11 protein-coding genes and 1 pseudogene are annotated in these 20734 nt (G+C 58.0%); 9 read left to right on the top strand and 3 right to left on the bottom strand.

Annotated elements, in window-relative coordinates:
• Positions 1-241: 241 nt before the first annotated feature.
• Both A9G05_RS28450 and A9G05_RS28445 read left to right on the top strand, forming a co-directional pair.
• Positions 242-1276 (top strand): annotated as a pseudogene (locus tag A9G05_RS28450) (cache domain-containing protein); the annotation flags it as partial.
• Positions 1277-1369: 93 nt separating this feature from the next.
• Positions 1370-2134, top strand: a complete 765-nt coding sequence (locus A9G05_RS28445) for a methyl-accepting chemotaxis protein (RefSeq protein WP_371850563.1) — start codon at positions 1370-1372, stop codon at positions 2132-2134.
• Between the two features lie 249 nt (positions 2135-2383).
• Here the strand turns inward: A9G05_RS28445 and A9G05_RS13145 are convergent, their stop codons facing one another.
• The gene (locus A9G05_RS13145; RefSeq protein ID WP_021220744.1) at positions 2384-2701 is read right to left on the bottom strand and encodes a DUF1484 family protein; all 318 of its coding nucleotides are present in this window, start codon (positions 2699-2701) and stop codon (positions 2384-2386) included.
• Between the two features lie 811 nt (positions 2702-3512).
• Between A9G05_RS13145 and A9G05_RS27265 the strand changes: the two genes are divergently transcribed.
• The 7 genes from A9G05_RS27265 to A9G05_RS13115 all read left to right on the top strand — a co-directional run bounded on the left by A9G05_RS27265 (position 3513) and on the right by A9G05_RS13115 (position 19316).
• On the top strand, positions 3513-3926 hold the full coding sequence (locus A9G05_RS27265) for a hypothetical protein (protein ID WP_139131153.1): 414 nt from the start codon (positions 3513-3515) through the stop codon (positions 3924-3926).
• A 3-nt stretch (positions 3927-3929) separates the two neighbouring features.
• A complete protein-coding gene (locus tag A9G05_RS13130) occupies positions 3930-13718 on the top strand; it encodes a calcium-binding protein (RefSeq protein WP_139131152.1) in 9789 nt (3262 codons plus the stop codon).
• 34 nt (positions 13719-13752) lie between these two features.
• On the top strand, positions 13753-14571 hold the full coding sequence (locus tag A9G05_RS27260; protein ID WP_139131151.1) for a hypothetical protein: 819 nt from the start codon (positions 13753-13755) through the stop codon (positions 14569-14571).
• Between the two features lie 237 nt (positions 14572-14808).
• Positions 14809-15525, top strand: coding sequence for a hypothetical protein (locus tag A9G05_RS27255; RefSeq protein WP_139131150.1), 717 nt, complete (start codon positions 14809-14811; stop codon positions 15523-15525).
• A gap of 2 nt (positions 15526-15527) precedes the next feature.
• The gene (locus A9G05_RS13125) at positions 15528-15932 is read left to right on the top strand and encodes a lysozyme inhibitor LprI family protein (RefSeq protein ID WP_232060851.1); all 405 of its coding nucleotides are present in this window, start codon (positions 15528-15530) and stop codon (positions 15930-15932) included.
• A gap of 101 nt (positions 15933-16033) precedes the next feature.
• Positions 16034-16819, top strand: coding sequence for a hypothetical protein (locus tag A9G05_RS13120; RefSeq protein WP_083272572.1), 786 nt, complete (start codon positions 16034-16036; stop codon positions 16817-16819).
• 259 nt (positions 16820-17078) lie between these two features.
• Positions 17079-19316, top strand: a complete 2238-nt coding sequence (locus A9G05_RS13115; protein ID WP_069561408.1) for an ankyrin repeat domain-containing protein — start codon at positions 17079-17081, stop codon at positions 19314-19316.
• Positions 19317-19318: 2 nt separating this feature from the next.
• Here A9G05_RS13115 and A9G05_RS13110 read toward each other — a convergent pair whose 3' ends face one another.
• On the bottom strand, positions 19319-20056 hold the full coding sequence (locus A9G05_RS13110; RefSeq protein ID WP_069561407.1) for an ABC transporter substrate-binding protein: 738 nt from the start codon (positions 20054-20056) through the stop codon (positions 19319-19321).
• 45 nt (positions 20057-20101) lie between these two features.
• Complete coding sequence (locus tag A9G05_RS13105) at positions 20102-20665, bottom strand: DUF4124 domain-containing protein (RefSeq protein WP_069561406.1); 564 nt, start codon at positions 20663-20665, stop codon at positions 20102-20104.
• Between the last annotated feature and the right edge of the window lie 69 nt (positions 20666-20734).

Raw genomic sequence — 20734 nt, 5'->3', positions numbered from 1 at the left:
CGGCAACGGGGCACGCGGAGCGGGGAGGGCTCCGCGTGCTCGGGCTGGACGAGTGGTGCACGGTGTTTTCAGAAAACACCTGAACGCCTGCGCATAAATGACTGATAAATCGCTTAAGAAGAACGTGCTGGTGCCGATAGCAAGGGACGGTCCTGCGTCCGTGCCCAGTCGATTACCGGCTGGATGCCGACGGACCCTGTGGCCACCATTCTCTATCTGCACCTGTTGAGCGAGTTCCTCCATGCGAACCCTGAAATTCAGCCACAAGATCATGGTGGCAGCCTCCCTGGTGGTGATCGCTGCCTTCGCGTCCTTCGCGCTGTACAACGATTACCTGCAGCGGAACGCCATCCGCCAGAACCTTGCCAACTACCTCAACGATGTGGGCCAGGTCTCCACGGGCAACATCCAGCACTGGCTGGTGGGCCGCATGCAATTGCTGGAGAACCTGGCCGAGTCCATCGAGGACGACGCCAGCGAGGCCGCCTTGGCCAAGAGCCTGCAGCACCGCAGCATCGCCTCCGCCTTCCTCTATGCGTACTACGGCCAGGCGAGCGGCACCTACACCCAGTTCCCGCCCAGCGAACTGCCCGCCGGCTACGACCCGCGCCAGCGGCCCTGGTACAAGAAGGCGGCGCAGACCAGCGGCCCCGGCCTGACCGAGCCCTACCTAGCCGCTGACCCGCGCGACGGCCTGCTGATCACCATCACCCGCCCGGTGAATGCCTCGGGCACCCTGCAGGGCGTCGTCGGCGGTGACCTAAAGCTGAAGACCGTCGACGAGATCCTCAACTCCTTCGACCTGGGCGGCATGGGCTACGCCTTCCTGGTGGACGACAAGGGCACGGTGCTGGTCCACCCCGACCAGCAGCTGGTCCTGAAGAAGCTGCCGGACCTGTTCACCGGCACCGCGCCGCGCCTGGAGTCCGCCCTGCAGAGCGTGAGCGACCGCAACGGCGAGGCGCGGATCGTGACCTTCCTGCCGGTGGAAGGGCTGACCGGGGTACGCTGGTACGTGGGCCTGTCCGTCGACGAGTCCAAGGCCTTCGCCGCCCTGCAGGAGTTCCGCGTTTCCGCGCTGATGTCGACCATCATCGGCGTGGTCGCCATCCTCCTGCTGCTGGGCGGGCTGATCCGCATCCTGCTGCGCCCGCTGCACGTGATGAGCCACGCCATGAGCGGCATCGCCGAGGGCGAGGGCGACCTGACCCAGCGCCTGTCGATCGACTCCCGTGACGAGTTCGGCGAGCTGGCCGATGCCTTCAACCGCTTCGTCGAGCGCATCCACAAATCGATCCGCGAAGTGGCGTCCGCCACGCGCGAGGTGCACGAACGGGTGAGCACCGTGGTGCAGGCGTCGAACGCCTCCATGACCAACTCCAGCGAGCAGGCCGCCCGCACCGACAGCGTGGCCGCCGCCATCAACGAACTGGGCGCCGCCGCCCAGGAGATCGCCCGCAACGCCGCCGACGCCTCGGAACAGGCCAGCGACGCCCGCCGCGATGCCGAGGAAGGGCAGGGCATGGTCGAGCGCACCCTGGTGGCGATGGGCGAGCTGTCGGAGAAGATCCAGGCGTCCAGCAACCACATCGAAGTGCTCAGCCAGAAGAGCAACGACATCGGCCAGATCCTAGACGTCATCAAGGGCATCTCCGAGCAGACCAACCTGCTGGCGCTCAACGCCGCCATCGAAGCCGCCCGCGCCGGCGAGGCGGGACGCGGCTTCGCCGTGGTGGCCGACGAAGTGCGCAACCTGGCCCAGCGCACCCAGAGTTCGGCCCTGGAGATCCAGCAGATGATCGAGCAGCTGCAGACCGGTGCCCGCGACGCCGTGGCGACCATGGGCGAAAGCCGCCACTTCAGCGACGACAGCGTGCGCATCGGCGGCCAGGCCGGCGAAAACCTGCGTGGCGTGACCCGCCGCATCGGCGAGATCGACGGCATGAACCAGTCCGTGGCCACCGCCACCGAGGAACAGACTTCGGTGATCGAAAGCCTGAACATGGACATCACCGAGATCAACGTCCTCAACCAGGACGGCGTGCACAACCTGCAGGCGAGCCTGAAGGCCTGTACCGAGCTGGATCAGCAGGTCAGCCGGCTGAAGCAGCTGGTGGATACGTTCAGGATTTGATGGGGCGGTACCGTTCTTTCCTGGCCTGAGTGGATGCCGACTCAACGCGGATAGACACCTGCCGCGATGTGGTCATGGCCCAGGCCAGAGAACCCTTGCCTGAACCCGTAGGGCTTGACGCGACGGACCGGCTGGATGCCGGTCTGCCGCTTCGCTGATCGAGGCGGAACGCTCGGTGTCGCGCTCCGCAGCCCTCTGTATCTAAAAGCCCCTGCAGTACCGAAGAAAAAGCCGTGTGCCCTGGCGACCCTAGATGACCTGTTCCAGCGTCTCTTCCGCCTGGGTCAGCCCCCGTGCCAGCAGCGACAGCAGGCAATGCAGGTTTGCGCAGTCTGGCCCGTGGGTATCGGCGTCGAGGAGCAACCCCAGCAGCAGTTCCAGGGCGCCGCTCACCCGAGCCAGTTCGTGTCCGACACCGGGCAGGCGTGCCAGCTCCACGCGGATGGCATGCAGTTCATCGAGCCGTGTATCGAAATCATTGGATCGGAGCAGTGCGCTGTCGGCACCGCGCAACGGTTCGAGGTGGTCTTGCAGATCGTCCAGACGCCTAAGCGTGCAGCTGAGCATGGTGAAACTCCTGAGTTGCTATGTGCTCCCCGCCACCCAAACGCCAATTTGGGTGAGCAGGCCGTGCGGGTTGGCGTACCGGACTCAGGGCCGGCGTGCCCGAAGGCACCCACGCACGGCCCGCCCATAAGGGTGAGCCATGCGGCGGACACAAAAAAACCGCTCGGTGGCGGTTGTGTATCCGCCTGAGTCACCGGGACGCCAATCCCAGGCCGCTGGCTAGCAGCGGCGGGCGAACGATAACGAGGGCGAGAAGAAGGGTCAACTACGCGGGGCCTGGGTGCATCTACTGTTGGCTCACTTGGCATGGTCAAGCGTGAAGCAGGCTTGGAAGGCTCTGGAATGGGGTTTTCAAGTAGAGTTTGTGGAATTTCAGGGTTCCCTGAACGGCTTCACAAAATCTTCATCGGCCCGATTGACGCTGATCTGCCAAAGGCGTTTTCTACGTCATCTCCCCCGGGAGCCGACAGGATCGTCGGCGAACACTCCGCTTCAAGGATGAATATGAATCTCTTCTTGAAAACGCGCCTCGACTTGGTGCTATCAGGCCGATACTGCACAAGATTGCCTATGCTCTCAGAGGGCAGGCTTATACTTGCTATAAAAGTTATATTTAAAGTATTTGTTGTGGGTTCTTGGGTGGTCTCATCTTGAGGGTATTAATTCTGTCGGACCTTTTTTAAAGGCTTCTTTCAGGGTGCTCTGATTTAAATGTAGGGGTAATGTGTAGTGTGCTTTTCTTAGAGTTGGTGGCTCAACCTGAATGGTATGAATTGTTTCTGGCTGTATTCTATTTTTTTGGAGCGCTTCTATGTCTTATGTTTTAGAGAAAATGAGTAGTGCGGATCGAGAGAAAGTGCTTTCTGATGCAGGTCGTGATCCTGCAAAGAAAGCATGGCTTGAGATTAATGGGTTTGTTGGCAGGGGAGAGCTGTTTTGGGTTATTGATAGATGTAACAATTATTATTTGTTTCCTTATCCTAGTGATAGAGAGGGTTCTTGTGGGGCATCGTTTTACGTTTATTTAGATGGGTTAACACAAGAGGTTTATGTTGATGGTTTGTTGGGGGATCTGGTTGAGTTTAAAGGTGGGCAGTTGCTCGCTCAGGATAGAGCAAGGCTTTCAGCTTTTCTGAAGGATGCTATGCCTATTTTGGGTAGGTATGGGGTTGGTGTGGAGAGTGAGCTAGACAAGATTAATCCAGAGTTCAAGGAGGAGCTCTAAGTTATGATTTCTTATGATGACGCTATTTTTAGATTGGGTGGTGGCGATTATTCGACTGTTGAGTCTATTTTTTCTCTGGTTAATGAGGTTTCTGGGAAGGTTGTTAATGCGTCTAAAGATAGTGTCTATCTCCTCTATAGTGGTTCGACTGTTGAAGGGGCAAAATATTCAAGTGATCTAGCAAAGGATGTAAAAAATCAGTCCTCCGGGCGAGCCGTAGATGTCATTGATAGTGAGGTTGGGAGGTTTGTGAATAGCCCGGCCTTCAGGCGAGCACTTGGGGCTGCGGTTGTAAGAGAGGTTCTTGGTGAGGGTGGAAGCCTTGGGACTGCCAGTCCTGAGCAACGGTCTCAAATAGAGAAGGTGTTTCGTGGACTTTATGAGGGAAAGAATCTTGAATTAGAGCGAATCAATTCCACTTCGATTTGGGATATTGCTTCCAGGAAATTTGTCGAAGATGCATCTGGTTCGTTTAGAGTTATTGCACCAGCAAATGTCTCGGATAAAAGCGTGTTTTTTACCAGTGAGCTTCCTGCTCTGCTGGAGAATTCTAAAATTAAGGAGGTCGATGGGATTCCTCGTGCAGAGTTGGTTGCTATTAGGGATGCTTTGGGGCTTGGTAAGGTTAATGAGTTTATTTCTGCGAACTCTTTGCAGCAGGTGTTTTTTAGCGGGTTGGCTGATGGGAAGGTTGAGAGCTACCTTTCCCTGACAAATGACGAGATCCATGGCTATTTAAAAGATCCACAAAGGCTGGGGTCGTGGGTTGACTATGTCAAGGGTTTGTCGCCTGAACAGAGGGTGGTCTTTGAAGGTGGGGTGGGTGCAGCAACGTCACCTCGACTGAACTCCGGCGGGCGAGTACTCAATAAAATTCCACTTGTTGGAGCTGTACTTGGTTTTACAGTGGCTGCAATACAATCGGCTGAAGCGCATGAGTCTGGTGATGTAGAGGGTGCCAAGAGAGTCATGGAGCTTTGGGCCGCTGATACGATCGGCTCTGAAGTTGGTGCTGCTGTTGCTTCTGTAGTAGCGGGTATTGCTGTTGGCGCTCTTTCTGCGGCAGGAATAGCTATATCTGCTCCAGTTGCTGGGGCAATTATTTTTGCGTCGGCTGTCGTGGGTGCAGTTTTCGGTGCGGATGCAGGTGTGGAGCTATATGAATTGCTCCATGATCGTGACAGAAACAATACTATGGATTTGATAGATAAGCTCGGTAACCTGATTTTTGGGGCCTCGGGAACTATCATGACCCCTTTGCCTGTTACCTCCGGCTCAATGCTCGCTCTAGATGCTGACTTGTCGCAAGGCAAGATAGTGCAGAACTCTCTGAGTGATATCGCTTGGCGCTTTGCATTGCGCGAACTTAACCCGTTTGTTGTTACTGGCATATCGTACGATAAGTATAACGGCGATAGGTCTTTAGATCTGCATGATCCCCTCACGGGGCAGGGGGATATGACAGAATCATATATAAAAGATCGCGCAGCAATGCTGACTTGGAAAGTTGCCTTTGATAAAGGGCTGCTAGATGATAATGATCTATCTAATGTGAATGGCCACAAGCCATATAATCGTGATTGGGATACCAATGCAGTAATTGGTAACTGGGATTTTGTTGATCTGGATCCTTCTCGGCGACTAAGTGGTGGCGCGCCGTTGAGTCTTTCAATTGATGGACAAGGTGTTGGGGGCGATTCTCATAAGGTGATTTTTGGAGGGGCAGCGGGAGAAGTTATCGAAGGGCAAGGAGAGAGTGATCGACTCTATGGCTTGGGGGGGAATGATTCCCTTAAAGGCGGCGAGGGATGGGACTATTTAGAGGGCGGGGCGGGTGATGATGAATATTATTATCAGAAAAATGGTGGTAGCGATGAGGTTTACGATCGGCAGGGGAATAATTACTTAAATATTCTTGGTGAGCTGATTATTGAAATAGAGCAGGTCGGAGGTTCGTTAACTGAGTTCATAGACCGACAAGGGAACTCTTACCATCGTGGAGATAATGGAGATTTATACGTTTCAATATCTCAAGCTTCGGGCGGTGGCAGCATGCTGGTTAGAAATTTCTTTTCCCGTGAAAATGGATTTGAGAATAATTTTCATATAAGTGTTGTTGATGGCAAGGGAGGCTTCGCGACTATCCCCGAGCCTGGGTCAGGTCCTTATGTCGTAGGGGGAGGCGTGCTGAAACAGGCCTATTTCATTGATCCCAGTGATGGGTCAATTGATCCCCATAATTATTATGTCTTGGGGGGGCGAGATGCGCGTAATGATACCAAGGGTAAGGTTGATGATCTGGGGAATAGTCTAGATCAATCATATCTTAATCAAGAGTCAATTATATTTGACGGCTCCCAGTTTGGCTTGGCTGCGTTTGAAGGAGGAGAAAAGAATGATTCGCTCATTGGCAGGGATAGCGGCCAGGTAGGTGATAGGCTAAGTGGGAATGATGGTAATGATTTTATTGACGGTCGAGCTGGTAACGACGTCCTGCACGGTGGGGAGGGGAGTGATTATATTAAGGGTGGGGACGGTGGGGATGATTTGTATGGTGAGACACGTTATAGCAATGATGTCGGAGGAAGTGGAAATGATTATTTGGATGCAGGGGCGGGTGTTGATCGTGTAAGTGGCGGTGGTGGTAATGATGAGATTCATGGTGGGGCTGGTGGGGATGGATTGACTGGGGGGGCTGGAAAAGATCGTATATTCGGCGATGAGGGTAATGATAATATTTTAGGTGATGGGTATTTCAAAGCGGACGAGGATGCTACAACAGCGCTGGACATGAGTGTTCGGCTGCAGGCTGATTTCTCCCATGATAAATCCAGTTATAACGATTATCTCGATGGTGGGGATGGTGACGACTGGATTAACGGAGAGTCGGGCTCAGACACACTTATAGGTGGAGAGGGAAATGATCGTCTAATCGGTGATCGAGAGACTAAAGAAAATTACGCTAAGAAAAGCGTTCATTTCGTGACGGATTATATTGATATGCCCATTGAGATGAATGGGGATGATTTAATAATTGCCGGTCGCGGTGACGATTATGCCATTGGTGGTGGTGGCAATGATGTGATTTATGGTGGTGAGGGCCGAGATTTTCTGTTTGGTGATGTGGAAAACAGTGAGGACACTGTCTTTGGTGGAAGTGATACGTTGTTTGGCGATGCGGGTGATGACCAGCTAGTTGGTGGCGCGGGGAGCGACTATCTGAGTGGCGGGTCAGGAAACGATCTTGTTATAGCTGGTATAGGCAATGACACTCTGTATGGCGATAGTGGGAATGATGAGCTTCAAGGTCAAGAGGGCGATGATTATCTATTCGGAGGCGATGGTGATGATAGATTATTCGGTCAAACAGGTGATGATGTAATTGATGGTGGCGCGGGCAGTGACATTATCTGGGCTGATGTGGGCAATGATGTAATTAACAGCGGTTCAGGTAACGATAGTATCTTCGCTGCTGAAGGCAATGATTATGTTCGTGGTGGCGATGGCAATGACTCGATAGTCGGGATCGCCGGTAACGACACACTCTATGGTGACGGTGGCGATGACACCCTGTTCGGAGAAGCCGGCAGCGACGAACTGCATGGTGGCGACGGTTCGGACTGGGTGCAGGACTGGTTCGACTCTACCTCTGATGACCGCAACATCCTCTATGGAGATGGAGGCAACGATACCGTTCTGTCGTATATCGGCCAGGACACCTTGAGTGGTGGCGCGGGTAACGACCACGTTCAGTCCGGTGCCGGTAACGACATGCTTTTCGGCGATAGCGGCGACGATGACCTGCTCGCTCAGGAAGGCAACGACATTCTGGTCGGTGGCCGCGGCGAGGACTACATGTTTGGCGGTGCGGGTGACGATACCTATCGCTTTGAAAGCGGAGATGGCTTCGACTATGTCAGCGATAACAGCGGTGCACTGACCCTGGTCTTCGGTGCGGGTATCGACGCAGCGAGTCTGCTGATTCAGCAGAGCCCACACACCACTTACATTAACTACGGTGCTGACAGGATCAGCATGCCGAACAGTTCGTTCCTGAGAATCTCCAAGGTCAGCTTCGCAGGGGGAGGCACTCTTGAGCTTTCCGACCTGTTGACCAAGGTTGATCTCAGTAAACGCAAAAGCGCTGAAACCATCACTCAGGTCATGCTGAACGGCGCCTTGGGTGGGAATACGCTCGATACGTTCGCCTGGTTCGGTGGGCAGCTGCTGGGTATCGACAAGACGATGGCCGGCATCAATCTCAACGATCCTTCGACATGGGTTAAGGCTGGCGCGGTCTCGCTGAGCGGGCCGATGCTCTATTACAAGGATGCGGCTGGAAACATACTCTCCCCGGTGATGGATACATACGGCAACGCGCAGGTACCCGCAGGTGCTGTTACCGAGCACGTGGTATGGCCCGATGGCAGCGTTTCTACCAAGGCGGCCAACGCCGTAACCGAAAACTCGGTCGTGACCGATCCGGGCGCGCCAAAGGCTCCGCCCGTCGGCGCTGCTGGCGATACCTCGGGACGTAATGACAACGATCAGGTACTGCAGGGCACGATAGGCAATGACACCCTCTCCGGAGGCGCTGGAAATGATCTGCTGAAGGGGCTGGATGGAGACGATTCGCTGTCCGGTGGTAGCGATGATGATCTGGTTTTCGGTGGTGCAGGCAATGACACGCTGCAGGGTGATGCGGGTGTCGATCTGCTCGACGGAGGCCAGGGCAACGACCTGCTCGATGGTGGCAGCGAGAACGACACCCTCAATGGCAAGCAGGGTGATGACAGGATTCTCGGCGGCTCGGGTAATGATCTCCTCATTGGTGACTCCGGTAACGACACCCTGATTGGCGGTTCCGGTGCCGATACTTATGCCTTCTCCAAGGGGGATGGCGCTGATCTGATAGACAACAGCGATTCGGACGGCTCACTCGACACGATCGAGTTCCAGGAAGAGATTTTCCCTGAGGATGTACTGGCCAGGCGTCAGGGAAACGATCTTGTTCTGAGCATCAGGAACACGCAGGACAGCGTGCGGGTTCAAGGCTATTTCGAGGCAGATGCATCGACTTCCAGGGCCGTAGATCGGATCACCTTCCTCAGCTCGAAGACGCGCTGGGGCGTTGAAGACATCAAGCGCATGGTGCTGATCGGTACTGGTGGCTCTGATGAGCTCATCGGGTATGACGCATCGGCCGATAAGCTTGAAGGCCTCGCTGGCAACGACCTTCTCAAGGGGGCGGCTGGGGACGATACCCTCGCTGGCGGCCTCGGAAATGACGACTTGAATGGCGGTGCCGGCAACGACACCTACCTCTTCAAGCGTGGAGATGGCCAGGATCGCATCACGGACGGCATCTTCGAAGGAAACGTTCTGCGCCTTGAAGGCGACATTACCCGTGAGCAGCTGGGCGCTCGGCGATCAGGGCATGATCTGGTGCTCAAGATCTCGGGGGGCGATGACCAGATTACGGTCGCTGATTTCTTCCTGACCGATTTCGCTCCGCTCAATCGCGTGTTCTTCACCGATGGTTCCGTGCTGGACTCCGATGACCTGAAGGCCATGACGCTGATCGGTACCGAAGGTGATGACAATCTGATCGGTTACCTCAGCGATGACTTCATCCGAGGCGGTCAAGGTAATGACACCCTGTCGGGTATGCGCGGAAAGGACACCTACGCCTTTGCGGTGGGGGATGGCCACGACATCATCCGCAACGACGATGAAGCCTCCGATCGCCAGGATGTCATTCGCTTTGGCGAAGGTGTGACTGCCGATTCCATCAAGGTTGCTCGTATCGGTCAGGACCTGCTCATGACCTATGGCACGGATGACAGCGTGACGGTCCAGGGTTTCTTCCTGGCGCAGGGCAAATCCTCCATGTCGATCGATCAGGTCGTCTTCTTCAATGGGGTGATATGGAGCCGCCAGGACCTGCTGGCCAAGGTGCTCATCGGCGGGACTGATGATGAACGCATCGATGGTTACGACAGTGCCGACACGCTGGTCGGGGGCCAGGGCAACGACATGCTCGTGGGGGGAAAGGGAGACGATACCTACCTTTACGGTGTTGGGCATGGAAGTGATGTCATTGATGATGCCGAAGGCAATGATCGGTTGGTGCTCGATGGCCTGACGCTGGATCAACTGACCCTGCGGCGAGAGGGTGATGACCTGCTCATAACGATCAATGCCAGCGGCGAAGTCATTCGCGTTCAGAAACACTTCGACCCACTGTCCAGCGGAGCAGGCAGCGGTGGTGTCGAGTCCATTCAGTTTGCTGGCGGCAATGTTCTTGATGCGCTGGCCATCGCGCGCCAGGCCGTGGCTGGCACCGCTGGAGCCGATGTCATTCATGGTCATCCTGATGGCTTGGCTATTGAGGCCGGCGCAGGTGCTGACACCGTTCATGGACAGGCGGGGAACGACGAAATTCATGGCCAGGAAGATGGTGACACGCTGTTTGGCAACGATGGCAATGACACCTTGTTCGGCGATGGCGGTAACGACCTGCTCCAGGGTGGTGGCGACGCCGATATTTTGCATGGCAGCGATGGCAACGACACCCTCGACAGCGGTTGGGGAGATGACCGCCTGTTCGGTGATGCCGGTGATGACAGCCTCATCGGGCAGGGCGTACTTGATGGCGGTGCAGGAAATGACACCCTCGAGGGCAGTGGTGAATTGCTCGGCGGAGACGGTGATGACAGCCTGAAGGGCACCGGTTTCGATACCCTCATCGGTGGCACCGGTAACGATGTGATCGAGGCATACAGCGATGCCTGGAACCAGGGGGATAACATCCTGGAGGGTGGAGTCGGCAACGACACGCTGTATGGCTCATTTGGTGAGGACACCTACCGCTTCAATCTGGGTGACGGACGAGATCTCCTGATCGAGCGCCGTTCCAATCAGGCCTACACCAACGTCCAGTCCGCCCCTGATACGCTCAGTTTCGGTGAAGGCATTGTCGCCACTGACCTGGCCTTCAAGCGCAAAGGGCTGGATCTGATCATCGAGCATGCCAATGGTAGTGACTCCATCACGGTACAGAACTGGTTCAAGGAGCCGACCGATCACTTCAAGCTCGAGCGGCTCACGTTCGAGGATGGAAGCGAACTCAGCCTCACCGAAGTGGAACACCGTGTGGTTTACGAAGGCACCGCCTCGGCTGACAGCTTCATTGGTTATCGCACCCTGGATGACACCATGCGTCTCGGTGCTGGGGACGACAAAGCCTGGGGGCGGACTGGCAACGATGCACTGCACGGAGAGTCGGGTAACGACTATCTGGACGGTGAGGAAGGCAATGACAGCCTGTTCGGTGGTGAGGGCAACGATCAACTGATAGGAGGGCGCGGCGCCGACTTGCTGGCAGCGGGGCTGGGCAACGACAAGTATGTCTATAGCTTGGGAGACGGTACCGACATCATTGATAACTCCGGTGGCGGCAACGACGGCATCTTCTTCAACGGCGGCATTTCAGCCAGTCGCCTCGGCTTTAGTCGTGAGGGTGATGACCTGCTGATAAAAGTTGATGCTGACTCCCAGCAGTCGGTTCGGGTATTGGGGCATTTCCTCGGGGGTGACAAGGCGATCAGCTACGTTCAACCCGATGGCGGCAACCTGATCGATGCTGTGCGAATCGCTCATATGGTTGCCGCGCAAGGTGTCGAAGGGGGGTACGGCGCGGTTATCAGCGGCTCGCCTGTAGCAGAGAAGCTATCGGGCTACGAGAGCCGCGACCTGCTGCGCGGCCTGGCCGGCAACGACACCCTGTTCGGCATGGGCGGCAATGACCAGCTGGAGGGCGGTGACGGCAACGACTACCTCTCCGGCGGCAACGGTGGCAATGCGGGCTCGGGTGACGACACCCTGATCGGTGGCGTGGGCAACGATGTGCTCGACGGCGAGGACGGCAACGACCGCCTGGTGGGCGGTGCCGGCGACGACAAGTACTACTACCGCGCCGGTGGTGGCATGGACGTCATCGACAACACCGGTGGCGGCTTCGACGGCGTCTTCGTGCTCAATGGCGTGGCCCGTGCGCGCCTGAGCTTCCACCGCGACGGCAATGACCTGGTCATCCTCGTCGACAAGGACATGAAGAACCAGTTGCGCATCACCAACCACTTCCTGGGTGGTGACTCCGCCATCGACTACGTGCAGCCGGACGACGGTGGCAGCTACCTCACCACAGCGCAGATCGCCAGCCTGATCACCGCCTTCCCCGATGGCAGCGGCACCCCCGACCCGACCGATCCCACTGATCCAACTGACCCCACCGATCCGACCGATCCGGGTACCGGGCAACCGCCGGTTCCCGGCCTGGGCGGTGCCGACTCGCTCACTGGCACCGCCGGCAACGACGTGCTGATCGGGGGGGCCGGCAACGACACCCTGACCGGCGCGGCGGGCAATGACCGCCTGTTGGGCGGCGTGGGTGACGACACCTACGTCTACACCGCCGGCCTGGACGTGATCGAGGAGTCGGGCGGCGCAGCGGATACCCTGCGCTTCGCCGCAGGCATCACCTTCAACCAGGTGGGCTCGGGCCTGTCCAAGTCGGGCAACGACCTGATCCTCAAGGTCAACGGCAGTACCGCCAACCAGGTGACGCTGAAGGACTTCTTCCTGGGGGGCGACAACCTGGTGGAAACCTTCACCTTCGAGACCGGTGGCCAGCTCACCGCCGCGCAGATCTTCGGCGCGTTCGGTATCGCCATGCCAACGCCGGTGGCAGCCTTCGACAACACCGTGCAAGGCACGGCGGGCAACGACGGCGCCCTCAACGGCACCGCCCAGCGCGACCTGCTGCTCGGCTACAACGGCAACGACTCACTGTCCGGCGGTGCCGGCAACGACCGCCTGGAAGGGGGCAATGGCAACGACACCCTCGTCGGTGGCCAGGGCAATGACACCCTGCTCGGTGGTCGTGGCGACGACACCTACGTCTTCAGCGCCGGAAGCGGCCAGGACGTCATCGACAACACCGGTGGCGGCTACGACACCCTGCGCTTCGAAGGCATCACCTTCAACCAGGTGGGCAGCGGCCTGACCAAGAGCGGCAACGACCTGGTGCTCAACATCAGTGGCGGCACCGACAAGGTCACCCTGAAGAACTGGTTCCTGGGCGGCGATGCCGTGGTCGACGTGATTACCTTCTCCGGTGGCGGGCAGATGACGGCTGCCCAGGTGTTCAGCGCATTCGGCCTCACCAACCCGGACACCGTCGGCTCGCCGAACTACCTGAACGTCCCGGACGACCGATCCTTCGGCACCGTCCTGGCGGGTCAGGCAGGCGATCAGAACATCCTCGGTTCCTCGGACGCGGACCTGATCGACGGTGGCGCAGGCAACGACACGCTGCGCGGCGGCAAGGGCAATGACTACCTGATCGGCGGGGACGGCAACGACACCTACCGCTTCGCCGCCGGCGACGGCCAGGACGTCATCAACAACCTGTCGAACAAGCCCGCCGACAACGATGTGCTGAGCATCGAAGGCATCACCCGCGAGAACCTCTGGCTGTCCCGCCAGGGCAACAACCTGGTGATCGACGTGCTGGGTTCGGCCGACGCCATCACCGTGCAGGACTGGTACGCGGGTGCGGCGCAGAAACTGGACGCGGTGCAAGCCGGCAGCTCCACGCTCTACGCCAATCAGCTGGAAAACCTGGTCAACGCCATGGCCGCCTTCGGCGCACCGCAGGGTGGGGAGATGAACCTGACCCAGGCTCAGCGTGATCAGTTGAACCAGATCATCGCGGTGAACTGGCAGTAGGTGTAAGGCTGTAGCGAATGAAACAGCCCGCCTGATGGCGGGCTGTTTCTTGGTGAAGTTATCGTCCTTTGGCACTGAAGTTCGGTTGGTATCTTCAGCGGTGAATGTGGTGCGTTTGGTGGAAGGCGATGATTTTTTTATGAGCTTCTCAGAGCTAGGGCGTCGTTGTGCTGCTGACAGGCTTCGCAGCTGTTTGAGTGCGATTTTTATCTGCATGGCTCTTGTTGCTTGTGGCAAGGAAAGACCCGCGACCAATAGCCCCGAGTACCGCGCGGCGCATGGGATTGTGGAGGGTGAGGCCAACACGGTTGAGGTCAGTGGGGTGTTGTTTCGGGTACCCAGCGATGTGGAGTTCGAGGTCTATTCGATGGAGGAGATACGCCCGGGCAAGGCAGACGAGTTGACTCTTCTGCTCTTCATAGATCAGGCGGGCATTCATAAAGGGAGTCCACCACCAGTCACTCGAGACAGTCGGGTGAGAGTTGAAATCTCGAAAATGGGTGATCCGAATGGAAAATCCTATTTCGAGGGTGAAAAACAGAGAGCCGGTTTCCCTATTGCTCGCCCCGAATGGGGGCTTATTGAATATCCATTGAAAGTGCCTGCAGCACAGGCCGAGTTCTCCGGAACCTTTGTTTTCGTGGCCGCTGAAGGCGCACGGGGGAATGGTAGGGAGTTCTATTGCTCAGTAGGGTGGCCGAGCGAGTTGAAGGAAAGAAATGGCAGTTGTCGAGCTTACTACTTTCTACCTTCAGGGCTGATGGTGCAGGTTTTCTTCGAATACAGCGCTCTTGTGAATTGGGAAGTCATCATGGGTGAAGTTCGTCGAGAATTGGAAAGCATCGAGAAATAGAGTTAAAGCGCAAGGAGGTGTGCTCTGAGTGATGTCTATCTTAAGGATGAGTAGATTTTGAGGTCAGGGTGATGAAAGTTTGACTCCGCTTCAAGTGGTGGGCATGCACGCCTTAATCAAAAGCTTTCTGGCTTTCGCCTCTGAGATGAAGTTTGAAGCGATTGTCATTTGTGCCTGTCGCCTTGCTTAAGTAGAGGTGTCTGTTGAAAGTATTGATTAGGGGCGTTGATTTTTAGGATGGATAAGAAAAGTCCCGGGTGTTTGTTAGGCCGTTTTACTGTTGTTGCTATGTTCTTGCTGGTCGTGGGTTGTGGGGAGAAAGAGCCTTCGGTCAATACGCCGGAGTACCGTGCTGCTCATGGGGTTGTTGAGGGGAATGTCAATATTGTTGAGATAAGTGGGGTGCTATTCCGTTTGCCAGAAGACACGGATTTTGATGTTTATTCCTCTGGAGTTATTCAGCCAGGGCGGGCGGATAGATTAACCATTAGGCTCTATATGGATCGCCGCGGGCTACGCGATAGGAAAAATTTTTCTACTGAAGGCCTGACATGGATCGATATTTCAAGAATGGGTGATCCGAACGGGAGAAAAAATTTACAGATAGAGCAGGAAAGACTTGGGTTGCCAACTGTGCGCCCCTCTCTTGGTCTAGTCGAATACCCACTGCAAGAGCCTGTTTCTCAGGCTGAATACTCTGGCTCCTATATCTACGTTCCATACGGTGAGTCTAAAGGGAGTGTCAGGGAATTATATTGCACCGTGGCATGGCCAAAGGATCCCGACAAGGTAAACGGGGACTGCAGGGCATCTTACTACCTGGACTCCGGTTTGCTGGTGCAGGTTCTCTTTCCATACCGGGCTCTTGTGAATTGGAAGTCGATCATGAAGGCTGCTGTTGAGGAAGTGGAGCGAATCGAATTTAAGGCCAGCGCGCGAGGAGGTGCTTTGTGAACATGTCGCCACGCATGGCTTTGCTCACCCTTGCATGGGCCCTTTGTGGAGCGAGTCAGGCTCGGGGCGCTGAAAGTGAGATCGAGGGCTGCTTCAACCTGAGCAATGATCAGGTCGTGGCGTGCATCGAGCCGCTTCATCAACGCTCGGAAGACGAACTCAATGCGACGGTGCAAGGGATTCGCGCTCGTTTGAAGGTGGATCTTCAACTCTTTGACGCGGCCCAACGTGCCTGGCTGGAATTCCGCAGCCGCGAATGTGCCGTTCAGTCAATTACGGCACGGGGTTATCGCGACCCGGAGAGGCAGGAGGTACTGCTTCTCAAGGCTTGCCAGGTGGAATTGAATAATGCCCGCATTCAGGGGCTCAAGCGGCTCCAGTTGTACTGTGATAACTGCCTGCACTAGGTCGATTAACCCTGCATTCAAGCGCGGTTCGTCAGGAAGTTAAAAGCATGTTCTGCAAGGCTGGCCGGAGTCAGCACTGTACCTTTGATCAAGGATGACCGATGTCAGCATCAACTCGCCGATTCGAGAAACGACTGCTTGCAGCGGCACTGGCTGTCGTATTTGCCCTGCTCCTGTCCCTCGCCGCTTACGCCTTGAACCGGGTCCATCGTCTCGATGAGGGCATCTGCATGGCTGTGGATCGTGCCCTCAGTCCCGAGGAACATCGTCAGGTCTTGCTGCGCAGCCTGGTGCGACTGGGAATGGAGAACAGCCGCATCCATGATAAGTACCTGGGCGGGCAGAAGCTCAAGACTGGTGTCATTCGCAACCCGCCACGCTATGACTTCTCGAAGCTCATGGAAGCGTTCTCGCGCAACGACCGCTCGTTCGAAGTGAACTTCTCCATCGAGCCGATTGCGCCGCAGCGCTCCGGTTTCGACCTACGCAGTCTGCATGAGCCCTACGTGCTGGTGAGCTACCGGAAAGATGACTCCGGTGGCGCCCGTCTCCTGGATACCCGCCAGGTAGAAAGGCTCGATCCGGTCGCCGCGGCGAAGCTGGACTACAGCCCAAGCCTTTATGAGCGGTTCCGTGGTTTCGGTCGGCACTTCTACCGCGTGAGCTACACCTTCCTTGATACGGGCTGCTGCGACAGTGCGCATGCTGGCGAGTCGCACCCGGACTACCTCGCAAGAAAACGCCGCGAATACTGGGAATGGCAGGAGTCCTTCGACCGCGGCCTGGTCAACCACCAATGGAGCGTCGCAGCCTCGAACTGTGGTGAGGTGCTAACCGAGGAGGATGAAACGGGAGTGGGGACGCGTGATGCCAGGCGGCTGTTTTGAATCATTGCCGGCCCAGGGCCGAAAACGCTATACAGCGGCCCTGATCAAGCCCCCGATACAAGGATGTTCGATGCGCCACCGCTTGCTGTTTTACCTTCCCAGGATGTTTTTGCTTGGCACCACAAAGACCGCTGAAGAGCCTGCACGCCCTGTGTTGGTCAGGCCTTGGTTCACCCCGGTACTGATCGAAGGCACAAGCATGTCCACTTGTTCATGTGAGTGCTCAGTCCTGAGCATGTTTCCGAGTACAAGGTGTTCCATGCGCTTCAAGTCGTTGCTTTGCCTTTCCCTGATACTGTTGCTCGGTGCCGTCCAGGCTGCCGAAGAATATGTCCCTCCGGCACCGCATAAAACCTGGTTCACCCCGACCCTGGTCGAGGGCAAGGGGGCGTTCTGTGAGCAGGCGTTGAAGGAGGCGAAGGCGTACTTCCTCACGCGTGGGCGCTGGGCCGACTTCTCGATGCGTGGCTTCGAAGCGGTGGATGGCACGCCTGCCGGACTCAACGACGGCCAGGGGCCGCTGGTATTCAACACCTATACCCACCCCGGGTGCGGGGGTGGTTGTGCGCGCTACCAGGTGGTGGCTTCCCGGGAGGCCCTGCGGGATGCCGGTCGATGGGACGAACTCGACAGGCTGGTGCAGCAGGGCCCGTCGCCGGCACGCCACCTGAATTTGTTCCGGCGTGACAAGGGCGGGTTCTACAGCATCGCCAGCCAGAGCGACGGCACCCCTGGCACGCTCGAAATCAACGAACTGCAGAGCGACCTGCGCTGGGGCAATGCCTGCCGTATCCGTGTGATCCCCGACGGTTCGGCGTTGACCGGCAACGTGCCGGCCGAGGTGAGGCGAGCCTTGTCGGAGCTGTCGCACGCTTCGTCCGGGTGGAGCCGGAGTTATGGCTATGGCTGTGGAAGCCTGACCCCGAACTGGCTCAGGGATGAGAAGAGGATGTTGAGCAAGGCTGAGGTGTATTACCGGCCCTGGGCTCGTGGCTTGTCTGGCACCGGTGATGCGCCCTATGCGTTCAACCTTGTGGCCCTGCAGCGTTGGGCCGCCACGGGTGTACTGGAATACCGGGTGACGCAGGACTACCAGGCGAGAATGGACCAGGCCATCAAGGCAGTGGCGGGCTTCTACAAGCAGCGTTTCGGCTGGTCGCCAGAGCAGGCGCAGGCAATGTCCAGCATGGCGTTGCAGTCGGCCATCAGCAGCGGGATGGGGTTCTCCTCCTCTGACCGCAACCGCTTCTTCCCTGATTCCGAGTTGGCTCTGCGCAACGCTATTCTCGCCCATCGCCCCATGGACGAAATCCGCGCCATCGAAGGCCAGGTCCGTGACCTGTCCATCGCCATCGAATACCCCGAGGCGCTGGCGTACCTGATCGAGCAGGGTGCCGACGTCAACCAGGCCAACGCCTTCGGCAAGACGGCGCTGATGTACGCCGCCCATTACAACCAACTCGAATCTGCGCGCATCCTGCTGGCGCGAGGTGCCTATCCCAATGCGGTGACGGTCCTTCCCGAGGACGACTGCTACTACACCATCACCACCCGCAACATGACCGCGCTGCACTATGCGGCGCGCTACGCTTCGCCGGCGCTGGTGCGGCTGCTGATGGATAACGGGGCCGAGCCCTTCATCCAGGCCCATCGCGAGGGGGAGGAGGGGAGTACGCCGCTGGACTGGCTGCACCAATACACCGCGGCGAATGCCGAGGAGCCGAACCCGAACATCGACTCGGACCAGATAGCGGAGGTCGAAGCATTGCTGCAGCCGCCTACGGACGAGGCCTTGCGGGCGCGTGCCAAGCGGCTGGTGCTGGAGGGCGAGAAGGCCTATGGCGCAGGCGATCTGAAGCTGGCGCTGCGCAAGCTGAACCTGGCGATCAACATCCAGCCGCACGACGAGCGAGCCCTGAGCGACCTCTCCCTGGTGGCGCTGCGCGATGGCGATCTCGGCCTATCGCTGCAGGCCGGGAAGGCGCTGATCGACAGCAGCAAGGACGCCAGGCTGCTGGCCAATGCCTGGTTCAACCAGGGGCTGGCCTGTGATGCCTCGGACAGTTCATGGCCCTTCTACAACGGCACGCGCTACTGCGAGGCGAGCGCGGTATACGCCTATTACCAGGCGCTGGCGGCCCACCGTACGGAGGCGCGCGTGGCCAAGCTGCTGCAGGCGCTGCAAGCAGTGCCGGACGCTGAGGTGCACAGGTTACTGTTCGAGGGCCGTGAAGTTCGCATGGTGCAGAGGTACGGGCCGGACCATTCGTCCCTTTATCTCTACCTGCTGCACCCCCGCGGCCTCGTGATACCTGCCGAACGCATCGGCTGGACGCTGTCGAGCGAGAGCAAGGGCACACGGGAGATCACGCCCTCGTCAGTGGGGCGCGAGGTGCTGGACGATGATTGGGCTCTGACCGTGCTGCGGCGCGACGAACGCGTCGATGGCGGTTCGCTGCATATCCGCCCGGCAACGCCAGGTAGCGGGGCCCTGTAACGCTACCTCGGCCTACCCAGCCACTTCTTCTCCAGCTTCACCAGCCGCCCATCCGCCCGCATCGTCTCCAGCGCCTGCTGCCAGCGGGCGATGATGCGGGCGTCGGTCTGCCGTGAGAAGGCGATGTAGCTGCCCTGGTGCATCACCGGCGCGGCGTAGCGAAGTTGCTCGGGGGCGAGGCCTTCTCCGCGGGCCAGGGTGTCGACGCTGAGGGTGTCGGCTGCTACCAGGTCGGTTCGGCCCAGGCGCAGCAGGCGCATCATCTGTTCGGGCGTGTCGACGCCGTAGAGGTTGGCGAAGCCCATCTCCTGCAGGCGGCGATAGACCAGCCATTTGCGCGGGGCGGCGATGCGCTGCACCTTGCGCGCCTCGTCCAGACCGGTGATGACGGGGGCGTGGTCGGCGTGGGCGTAGAGTGCGGTCTCGACCTCCAGCAGCGGGCCGACCAGTTGGTAGTCGGCCTCGCGCTCCGGGGTGCGCAGGATGGTGAAGACGGCCACGTCCGGGGCCTCGCGGGCGATCACCAGGGCACGCAACAGCGGTACTCGCTCCAACTGGATGCTGTCGCCGGTCTCCCGGGCGATCGCGTGCAGCAGGTCGACGTCGAAGCCCAACAGCTCGCCATCGCGCTCGAAATGCAGGGGCGGGTGGTCGTCAGTGAGCATGCGCAGCTCGGTGGCTCCCACGCTCTGGGTGGCGAACGCCGTGTACAGCAGCAAACGGGTGAAAATGCTTTTCATGAGGCTGTCTCGAAAACTCTCGGGTTCAGCGTAGCGGGAGCGGCGTCACTTGACGCGGTAAAGCACCAGCGTTCCGAGGTTGATCAGGCGGCCGGGTACGTAGCGCTCGACCACCAGCCGTTCTTCCCAGCGCTTCTCGTGGAGGACATCCGGTTCATGGATGATGGTCAACAGATTGCCTTTGAGCTTGAAGCGCAGTGCGGTCTGGACGCGGTTACGGATCGCCATGCCCTTGCGGTCCATGCGCAGGGTGTTTGAACCGAATACCCAGTAGCCACGCAGGGGGGAGTCGAAGTCCAGATCCGACCATTTGCCTTGCAGGTCGGCCAGTGTCAGCAGTGGTGGGCTGGCCTTCTCGGCTGCTTCGTAACTCGTCTGAGTGCCTGCTTTCGGAAGGGGGCTCTTGTCGGGCTGCTTGGCACTGTCGGTTGTCTTGGCCGGGGGCGGGGTCTCATGTGCGATCACTTCCTGATTTTCAGGTGTGCCGCAGGGCCGGTCGGAGAACTGGGTCGTGCCATCGGCCACCTTGCACTTGAAGATGGCGGCTGATGCCGAAGCGGCAGGGGCGAGGAGCAAGGTGAAGGCAATCAGGGCGGCGGCAGGGCGCATTGAACATCCGTGTAGTAGTGGAGGGTGTTGGATTCTACCTGTTGCTCCGGGATGCGACAGCATTCTGCA

The organism is Pseudomonas sp. ENNP23 (assembly GCF_001728945.1).
Lineage (GTDB): Bacteria > Pseudomonadota > Gammaproteobacteria > Pseudomonadales > Pseudomonadaceae > Metapseudomonas > Metapseudomonas otitidis.
The sequence above is the reverse complement of the archived record's forward strand: the minus strand, read 5'-3'. Positions and strand labels throughout refer to the sequence as shown.

Bases quoted from the DNA above. Each gene is read 5' to 3' on its own strand.
- A9G05_RS13120 (WP_083272572.1), top strand. From the start codon at position 16,034: ATGTCAGCATCAACTCGCCGATTCGAGAAACGACTGCTTGCAGCGGCA.
- A9G05_RS13130 (WP_139131152.1), top strand. From the start codon at position 3,930: ATGATTTCTTATGATGACGCTATTTTTAGATTGGGTGGTGGCGATTAT.
- A9G05_RS13125 (WP_232060851.1), top strand. From the start codon at position 15,528: ATGTCGCCACGCATGGCTTTGCTCACCCTTGCATGGGCCCTTTGTGGA.
- A9G05_RS13110 (WP_069561407.1), bottom strand. From the start codon at position 20,056: ATGAAAAGCATTTTCACCCGTTTGCTGCTGTACACGGCGTTCGCCACC.
- A9G05_RS13105 (WP_069561406.1), bottom strand. From the start codon at position 20,665: ATGCGCCCTGCCGCCGCCCTGATTGCCTTCACCTTGCTCCTCGCCCCT.
- A9G05_RS27265 (WP_139131153.1), top strand. From the start codon at position 3,513: ATGTCTTATGTTTTAGAGAAAATGAGTAGTGCGGATCGAGAGAAAGTG.
- A9G05_RS28445 (WP_371850563.1), top strand. From the start codon at position 1,370: ATGACCAACTCCAGCGAGCAGGCCGCCCGCACCGACAGCGTGGCCGCC.
- A9G05_RS13145 (WP_021220744.1), bottom strand. From the start codon at position 2,701: ATGCTCAGCTGCACGCTTAGGCGTCTGGACGATCTGCAAGACCACCTC.
- A9G05_RS27255 (WP_139131150.1), top strand. From the start codon at position 14,809: ATGGATAAGAAAAGTCCCGGGTGTTTGTTAGGCCGTTTTACTGTTGTT.
- A9G05_RS27260 (WP_139131151.1), top strand. From the start codon at position 13,753: ATGGCGGGCTGTTTCTTGGTGAAGTTATCGTCCTTTGGCACTGAAGTT.
- A9G05_RS13115 (WP_069561408.1), top strand. From the start codon at position 17,079: ATGCGCTTCAAGTCGTTGCTTTGCCTTTCCCTGATACTGTTGCTCGGT.